Below are 7,398 nucleotides of genomic sequence, written 5' to 3'. Positions count from 1 at the left end.
AAAAAGGAGGTGTGGTCCGCGAGGTACTCCCCGGCCGACCTGCCCTCGAGCAGCCGTGCCGCGCCGGCGAAGAAGCGGAAGTGGTCGGAGCTGGGCGGGAGCTCCTCGCTGGCCGTCAGCCCGATCGGCTTGCCGGTGTCGCGCGACTCCACGCGCACGATCTCCTCGGCGCGCTCGTCGATGGCGTCTGCGATGCGGAGCAGCGCCCGGGCACGCTCCTGCGGCGTGGCCGTCGCCCAGCCCTCGAAGGCGGCGTCGGCGGCGGCGTACGCGCGGTCGACGTCCTCGGCGCGCGACATGGGGGCGCTGGCGTAGACCTCGCCCGTGCTGGGGTCGATGACGTCGTAGGTCTCGCCGGAGACCGCGTCGACGAGCTCGCCGTCGATGACGTTCCTGAAGGACTGTGATGACATGAGAGGACCCTAGCCAGCGGACCGACGGATTCGGTAGGTCTGATTCGATATCACGACGGAATCCGTCGCCCCGGCCGGCGGCCGCGAGTCGGCTCACCTGGTCAGGCCCGGCCCGCGACCAGCACCCCGTCGACCCACGTCGAGACGACCCGGGTGGCACCGATGTCCTCGACCGGGCCGGCGAACGGGTCGCGGTCCAGCACGACCAGGTCGGCCACGGCACCGGGCCGGACCACGCCGGCGTCGTCGCGGTGGTTGATCCAGGCGCTTCCCGACGTGTACGCCGCGAACGCGGTGACGAGGTCGAGCGCCTGCTCGGGCAGGAAGGGGTCGGTGCCCGCCCGCCCCTGCGCGCCGTACGTCGTGCGGTTGACGGCCGTGTGGATGGCGAGCAGCGGGTCGGGGGTGCTCACCGGCCAGTCGCTGCCGGCGGCCAGGCGCGCGTCCGCGCGGTGCAGGTCGCCGAAGGGGTACTGCCGTCGGCTGCGCCGCTCCCCCAGGTACGGCACGGTCAGCTCGTCCATCTCGGGCTCGTGGCAGGCCCACAGCGTCTGCAGGTTCGCCGCCACCCCGGTCCGGGCGAAGCGCGGCACGTCGTCGGGGTGCACCACCTGCAGGTGGGCGAGGTGGTGGCGCAGGTCGGCACCGGCCGACCGGGGCGGCAGCGCCTCGAAGGCGTCGAGCGCCTCGCGCACCCCGCGGTCGCCGATCGCGTGCACGTGCACCTGGAAGCCGTCGGCGTCCAGCGCCGCGACGGCGCGCGCGAGCACGGCCGCGTCGAGGAACGAGTGGCCGCGGTTGGACGTCGGGTGGCCGCACCGGTCGAGGTAGGGCTCCAGCATCGCCGCCGTGCCGTTCTCCGCGATGCCGTCCTGCATCACCTTCACCGAGGTCGCGCGGAACCGGCCCTGCGTGAGCTCCTCCCGCCGGCGGCGCAGCTCGGCCAGCTGCTCGAGCCCACGGTCGCGCTCCCACCACAGCGCGCCCACGACGTACGCCGTCAGGGCGCCACGGTGGGCGGCGCGCGCGTAGATCGGCCCGGGGTCGTCCATGCCGGCGTAGGCGCCGACGATGGCGTCCTGCCACCCGGTCACGCCCAGGGAGAGCAGGTAGCGCTGGCCCTCGGCCAGCGCCGCGTCGTAGTCCTCGTCGAGGGTGCGCGGCAGCAGCGGGGTGACCAGTCGCATCGCTCCCTCGTGGAGGGTGCCGGTGGGATCACCCTGCGCGTCGCGCTCGATGCGGCCGTCGGGCGGGTCGGGGGTGTGCCGGTCGATGCCGGCCCGCTCCAGCGCCGCGGTGTTGACCCAGGCGCCGTGGTGGTCGCGGTTGGGCAGGAACGCCGGGCGGTCGGGCACGGCGTGGTCCAGCTCGGCCGCGGTCGGGGTGCCACCGGGGAACACCGCCATCGACCAGCCGCCGCCCAGGATCCAGGGCACGTCCGGCCGCGCGTGGGCGTAGGCGGCGACGGCCTCGAGATAGGCGTGAGCGTCCTCGGGCACGGGTGCGAGGTCGCAGCGCACCCGCTCCAGGCCGCCCTGCACAGCGTGCACGTGGGCGTCGACGAACCCCGGCGACAGCAGGCCGCCGTCGAGGTCGACCACGCGGCCGCGGTGCGGGAGGTCGGGGCCGACCGCGACGATGCGGTCGCCCTCGACGACCACGTCGGCCCGACCTGCGTGGTCGTGGCCGTCGAACACGCTTCCGTTGCGAAAGACGATGGTCGAGTCACCATTTCGCACGGATCGCATACCTTTAGGCCCAGATTGACGACGGAATCCCTTGCCTCGGGCGTCGGACCATCGCAGGATGGACGCCATGGACACAAGGTACGACCATCTGCAGCAAGCCGCCAAGGACCACCTGTGGATGCACTTCACGCGCCACTCCACCTACGACCACGCCGAGGTGCCGGTCATCGTGCGGGGTGAGGGCGCCTACATCTGGGACAGCCACGGGCGTCGCTACCTCGACGCCCTCGCCGGCCTGTTCGTCTCCCAGCTCGGCCACGGCCGCGAGGACCTCGCCGAGGCGGCAGCCGCCCAGGCGCGCGAGCTGGCGTTCATGCCGTTGTGGTCCTACGCGCACCCGAAGGCGATCGAGCTCGCCCAGCGGGTGGCCGGCTACGCGCCCGGCGACCTGAACCGCGTCTTCTTCACCAGCGGCGGCGGCGAGGCGGTCGAGTCGGCGTGGAAGCTGGCCAAGAACTACTACAAGCTCACCGGCCGGCCGATGAAGCACAAGGTCATCAGCCGGGCCATCGCCTACCACGGCACCACCCAGGGCGCCCTGTCGATCACGGGCCTGCCCGGCCTCAAGGCGCAGTTCGAGCCGTTGGTGCCCTCGACGTTCCGGGTGCCCAACACCAACTTCTACCGCGCCCCCGAGCGCGAGGGCGACCTGGAGGCCTTCGGCCGCTGGGCCGCCGACCAGATCGCCGTCGCCATCGAGAACGAGGGCCCCGAGACGGTCGCGGCCGTCTTCCTCGAGCCGGTGCAGAACGCCGGCGGCTGCTTCCCGCCGCCGCCCGGCTACTTCCAGCGGGTGCGCGAGATCTGCGACGAGTACGACGTCCTGCTGGTCTCCGACGAGGTCATCTGCGCGTTCGGGCGGCTGGGGCACATGTTCGGCGCCGAGCGCTACGGCTACCAGCCCGACATCATCACCTGCGCCAAGGGCATCACCTCGGGCTACGCACCGCTCGGCGCGATGATCGCCACCGACCGGCTGATGGCACCGTTCCTCGAGGGGCACAACTCCTTCGCCCACGGCTACACCTTCGGCGGGCACCCGGTCTCCGCCGCGGTCGCGATGGCCAACCTCGACGCCTTCGAGAACGAGGGGGTGCTCGAGAACGTCCGGGCCAACCAGGACGCGTTCCGGGCGACGCTGGAGAAGCTGCTCGACCTGCCGATCGTCGGCGACGTCCGCGGCGACGGCTACTTCTACGGCATCGAGCTGGTCAAGGACAAGGAGACCAAGCAGTCCTTCGACGCCGCGGAGTCGGAGAAGCTGCTGCGCGGCTACCTCTCCCGCGCGCTGTACGACGAGGGCCTCTACTGCCGCGCCGACGACCGCGGCGACCCGGTGGTGCAGCTCTCGCCGCCGCTGATCTGCACCCAGGAGCACTTCGACGAGATCGAGGGCGTCCTGCGGGTCGTGCTCGACAAGGCCTCGTCGCTGCTCTGAGCCGTCCCTGCCCCCGAACCGCCCCTCTCGGGAGGGTCAGTCGTGGGTCGGGAACCCCAGGTCCACCCCCGTGCGGGTGGCGGGGTGGGGCCACCGTGAGGTGACCACCTTGCCGCGGGTGTAGAAGTGCACGCCCTCCACCCCGTGGGCGTGGGTGTCGCCGAACAGCGACGCCTTCCAGCCACCGAACGAGTAGTAGGCCATCGGCACCGGGATCGGCACGTTGACCCCGATCATGCCGACCTGCACCTCGTGCTGGAACCGCCGCGCGGCTCCCCCGTCGGCGGTGAAGATGGCCGTCCCGTTGCCGTAGCGGTTGGCGTTGACCAGGGCCAGCGCCGCGTCGTACGACGGCACGCGGAGCACCGAGAGCACCGGCCCGAAGATCTCGTCGTCATAGATGGACATCCCGGGCCGGACGCGGTCGAAGAGCGTGGGACCGAGCCAGAACCCGGCCCCGTCGGCGTCGGGCGCGACGTCGCGGCCGTCGATGACCAGCGCAGCCCCGGCGCTCACGCCCGCGTCCACGTACGACGCGACCTTGTCGCGGTGGGCGCCGGTGACCAGTGGTCCCATGTCGGCACCACGCCGGCCGTCGCCGGTGCGCAGCCGCGCCACCCGGGACGCGATGAGGGGCACCAGCTCGTCGGCCACCGGGTCCACGCAGACCAGCGCCGAGACGGCCATGCAGCGCTCGCCCGCCGAGCCGAAGCCGGCGCTGACCGCGGCGTCGGCCGCGGCCTCGAGGTCGGCGTCGGGCAGCACGACCATGTGGTTCTTGGCGCCGCCGAGCGCCTGCACCCGCTTGCCGTGCGCGGTGCCGGTCTCGTAGACGTAGCGGGCGATCGGCGTCGAGCCGACGAAGGAGACGGCAGCGACGTCGCCGTGGGTGAGCAGCGCGTCGACGGCCACCTTGTCGCCGTGCACGACGCTGAAGACACCGGCGGGCAGGCCGGCCTCCGCCCACAGCTCCGCGAGCAGCATCGAGGCCGACGGGTCCTTCTCGGACGGCTTGAGCACCACGGCGTTGCCGCACGCGATCGCGACCGGTGCGAACCACAGCGGCACCATCGCCGGGAAGTTGAACGGCGCGATCACGGCGACCACGCCCAGCGCCTGGCGGATGGAGTAGACGTCCACACCGGTGGACACCCCCTCGCTGTAGCCGCCCTTGAGCAGGTGCGGGGCGCCGCAGGCGAACTCCACCACCTCGAGCCCGCGCTGCACCTCGCCGAGCGCGTCGTCGAGCACCTTGCCGTGCTCGGCCGTGATCGCCGCCGCCACGTCGTGCCGGCGGCGTGAGAGCGCCTCCCGGAAGGCGAAGAGCACGGCGGTACGGCGCGACAGCGACTGCTCGGCCCACGCGCGGCCGGCCAGCACGGCGTCGGCCACGACGGCGTCGACGTCGGCGCCGCTGGCGAACGCCACCTGCCGCGCGATCTGGCCGGTCGCGGGGTCGTGGACGTCGCCCGTGCGCTCGGCTCCGCCCGCCCACCGGGCGCCGGACCTCCAGTGGGGCACCAGGTCGGTCCCTGCATCCATCATGGGGTCACCCTCTCAGGAGTCGAACCCCAGGCCGAGGCGGTCCAGGGTCTTGAGCCACAGGTCCTGCCGGCCGCCGTTGCGGTCGGCGCGCGCCATCGACCGGCGGGTGGCCTGGATGCCGGCGTACCGCACCGGCTCGGGTGGGAACGGCAGCGGCTTCTCGCGCACCATGCGGAGCGTCGTGCGCTCGGTCTCGTGGCCCCCCAGCAGGTCGAGCACCACGTCGGCCGCGAAGCGGGTGGCGGCGACCCCGAGGCCGGTGAAGCCCAGCGCGTAGGCCACCCGGCCGGCGTGGGCGGTCCCGAAGAAGGCGGAGAAGCGGGTGCTGGTGTCGATCACCCCTCCCCACCGGTGGCTGAAGCGCAGGCCCTCGAGCTGGGGGTAGGTGGCGAGGAAGGTGCGGGCCAGCAGCCCGTGCACGCGGTCCGACTGCTCCAGCGAGCGGTCGATCCGGGACCCGTAGTGGTAGCTCGCGTCGTAGCCGCCCCAGAGGATCCGGGAGTCGCGGGTCAGCCGCGAGTAGTGGAAGAGGTTGCCGGCGTCGCCGACGCCCTCGCGGCCGCCCCACCCGATCGAGGCGAGTCGGGCCTCGCTCAGCGGCTCGGTCATCAGGACGTGGTCGTAGACCGGCACGGTCATCAGCCGCAGCCGGCGCAGGAGCGGTGGGAACGCGTTCGTCGCCAGCGCCACCCGGGCGGAGCGCACCGACCCGCGCGCGGTGCGTACGACGACCGACGCGCCGTCCCGCTCCAGCGAGGTCACCGCCGAGTGCTCGTGGACGACGGCCCCCCGCTCCAGGCAGGCACGCCGCAGGCCCCAGGCCAGCCGGGCGGGCTCGACCAGCGCGGTGCCGTGGAGGTCGAGCAGCCCGCCGAGGTACGCCGGTGAGTCGACGCGGGCACGGGTCTGCGCGGCGTCGAGCACCTGCACGTCGTGCCCGGCGGCGCCCATCTGCGCCGCCACCGCCGCGAGCTCGTCCACCTCGTGGGGCGCCCTGGCGACGGTCAGCTCGCCGGGAGTCTCCCAGCAGCAGTCGATCCCGTGCCGCTGCACGGTCTCGCCGATGGCACGCAGGTTCTCGGCGCCGAGCCGCTCGAGCGTCGCCATCTCCTCGGGCCACCTGGCCTGGCCGTTGGCGAAGCCATGGGTCAGGCTGGCGTCGGCGAAGCCGCCGTTGCGTCCGCTCGCCTCCTCGCCGCACCGGCCGGCCTCCAGGACCACCACCGACCGGCCGGGGTCGCGCTCGAGCGCTCGGAGCGCCGTCCAGAGCCCGGTGTAGCCGCCGCCGACCACGACGAGGTCGGCCGCGCCGGCCCCCCGCAGGGGCGGCAGGACCGGCGGGCGCTGGGGGTCCTCCAGCCAGAAGACGGCCGGCCGGGCGCCGGCGAGCGCCTGGTCGGGGGTCACGTCAGCGCGGCCCGTCGCTGTCGGCGGCTGCGGTGCTCCGCGACGAGCACGATCGCGATCGAGACGACGAACATGAGGGTGCCGATGACGTTCACCTGCATCGGCACGCCGCGCTGCGCCACGCCCCAGACGTACATCGGGAACGTCGTGGTGGTGCCGGCGTTGAGGTTGGTGATGATGAAGTCGTCGAACGAGAGCGAGAAGCTCAGCAGGGCGGCACCGAGGATCCCCGGGAAGACCAGCGGGAAGGTCACCCGCCAGAACGTCTGGGCCGGCGTCGCGTAGAGGTCCTGGGCCGCCTGCTCGAGGTTGTCGTCCATGCCTGCCAGGCGCGCCCGCACGGTCACGATGACGAAGGACAGGCAGAACAGGATGTGGGCGATGAGGATCGTCCGGAACCCGAGCTGTCCGGCGAACCCGGCCGAGACGAAGAGCGCCAGCAGCGAGGAGCCCAGCACGATCTCGGGGGCCGCCATCGGCAGGAAGACCAGCAGGTTGGTGGACGAGCGACCGGCGAAGCGGTGCCGCACGAGCGCGAACGCCGCGAGCGTGCCCAGCACCGTGGAGACCAGCGTGGCAGCCATCCCGATCGTGATGCTGCGGACCACCGCGTCGCACATGGACGGGTCGAGGCAGGGGTTGAGCCAGTTGTCGAGGGTGAAGCCGCCGAAGGAGTAGACGTTGCGGCTGCGCGGGTCGTTGAAGCTCATCAGCACGACGATGAAGATCGGCACGAAGGTGTAGACGAGCACCGCGAGCCCCAGCATCAGCACCAGGTTGCGTCGGATCCAGCTCACAGCACCCTCCCGTTCACTCCCAGCTCGCGCGCCACCTCGCGGTCCGCTCC

At 72.7% G+C, this 7,398-nt stretch carries 6 protein-coding genes; 1 reads left to right on the top strand and 5 read right to left on the bottom strand.

The features are described from left to right. Positions 1-413 (bottom strand): aldehyde dehydrogenase family protein (locus tag QZX64_RS10865; RefSeq protein WP_295659492.1); only part of this gene is annotated, 413 nt, incomplete at its 3' end. A gap of 101 nt (positions 414-514) precedes the next feature. Continuing rightward, complete coding sequence (locus QZX64_RS10860; RefSeq protein WP_295659489.1) at positions 515-2,110, bottom strand: amidohydrolase; 1,596 nt, start codon at positions 2,108-2,110, stop codon at positions 515-517. Between the two features lie 118 nt (positions 2,111-2,228). Between QZX64_RS10860 and QZX64_RS10855 the strand changes: the two genes are divergently transcribed. After that, positions 2,229-3,599, top strand: coding sequence for an aspartate aminotransferase family protein (locus QZX64_RS10855; protein ID WP_295659486.1), 1,371 nt, complete (start codon positions 2,229-2,231; stop codon positions 3,597-3,599). 36 nt (positions 3,600-3,635) lie between these two features. Here the strand turns inward: QZX64_RS10855 and QZX64_RS10850 are convergent, their stop codons facing one another. From QZX64_RS10850 to QZX64_RS10840, 3 genes are read right to left on the bottom strand one after another with little or no spacing between them, the layout of a single operon-like run. Next, entirely contained in the window at positions 3,636-5,144 is a 1,509-nt protein-coding gene (locus tag QZX64_RS10850; protein WP_295659483.1) for a CoA-acylating methylmalonate-semialdehyde dehydrogenase, read from the bottom strand. A gap of 12 nt (positions 5,145-5,156) precedes the next feature. Continuing rightward, positions 5,157-6,551 (bottom strand): FAD-binding oxidoreductase, encoded by a 1,395-nt coding sequence (locus tag QZX64_RS10845; RefSeq protein ID WP_295659480.1) that lies wholly within the window; start codon positions 6,549-6,551, stop codon positions 5,157-5,159. Further along, positions 6,548-7,348, bottom strand: a complete 801-nt coding sequence (locus tag QZX64_RS10840; RefSeq protein WP_295659478.1) for an ABC transporter permease — start codon at positions 7,346-7,348, stop codon at positions 6,548-6,550. Before QZX64_RS10840 ends, QZX64_RS10845 begins: the two co-directional genes overlap by 4 nt. Between the last annotated feature and the right edge of the window lie 50 nt (positions 7,349-7,398).

The organism is uncultured Nocardioides sp., assembly GCF_902805925.1.
Taxonomy (GTDB): Bacteria; Actinomycetota; Actinomycetes; order Propionibacteriales; family Nocardioidaceae; genus Nocardioides.
This window is presented reverse-complemented; position numbering and strand designations above follow the sequence as displayed.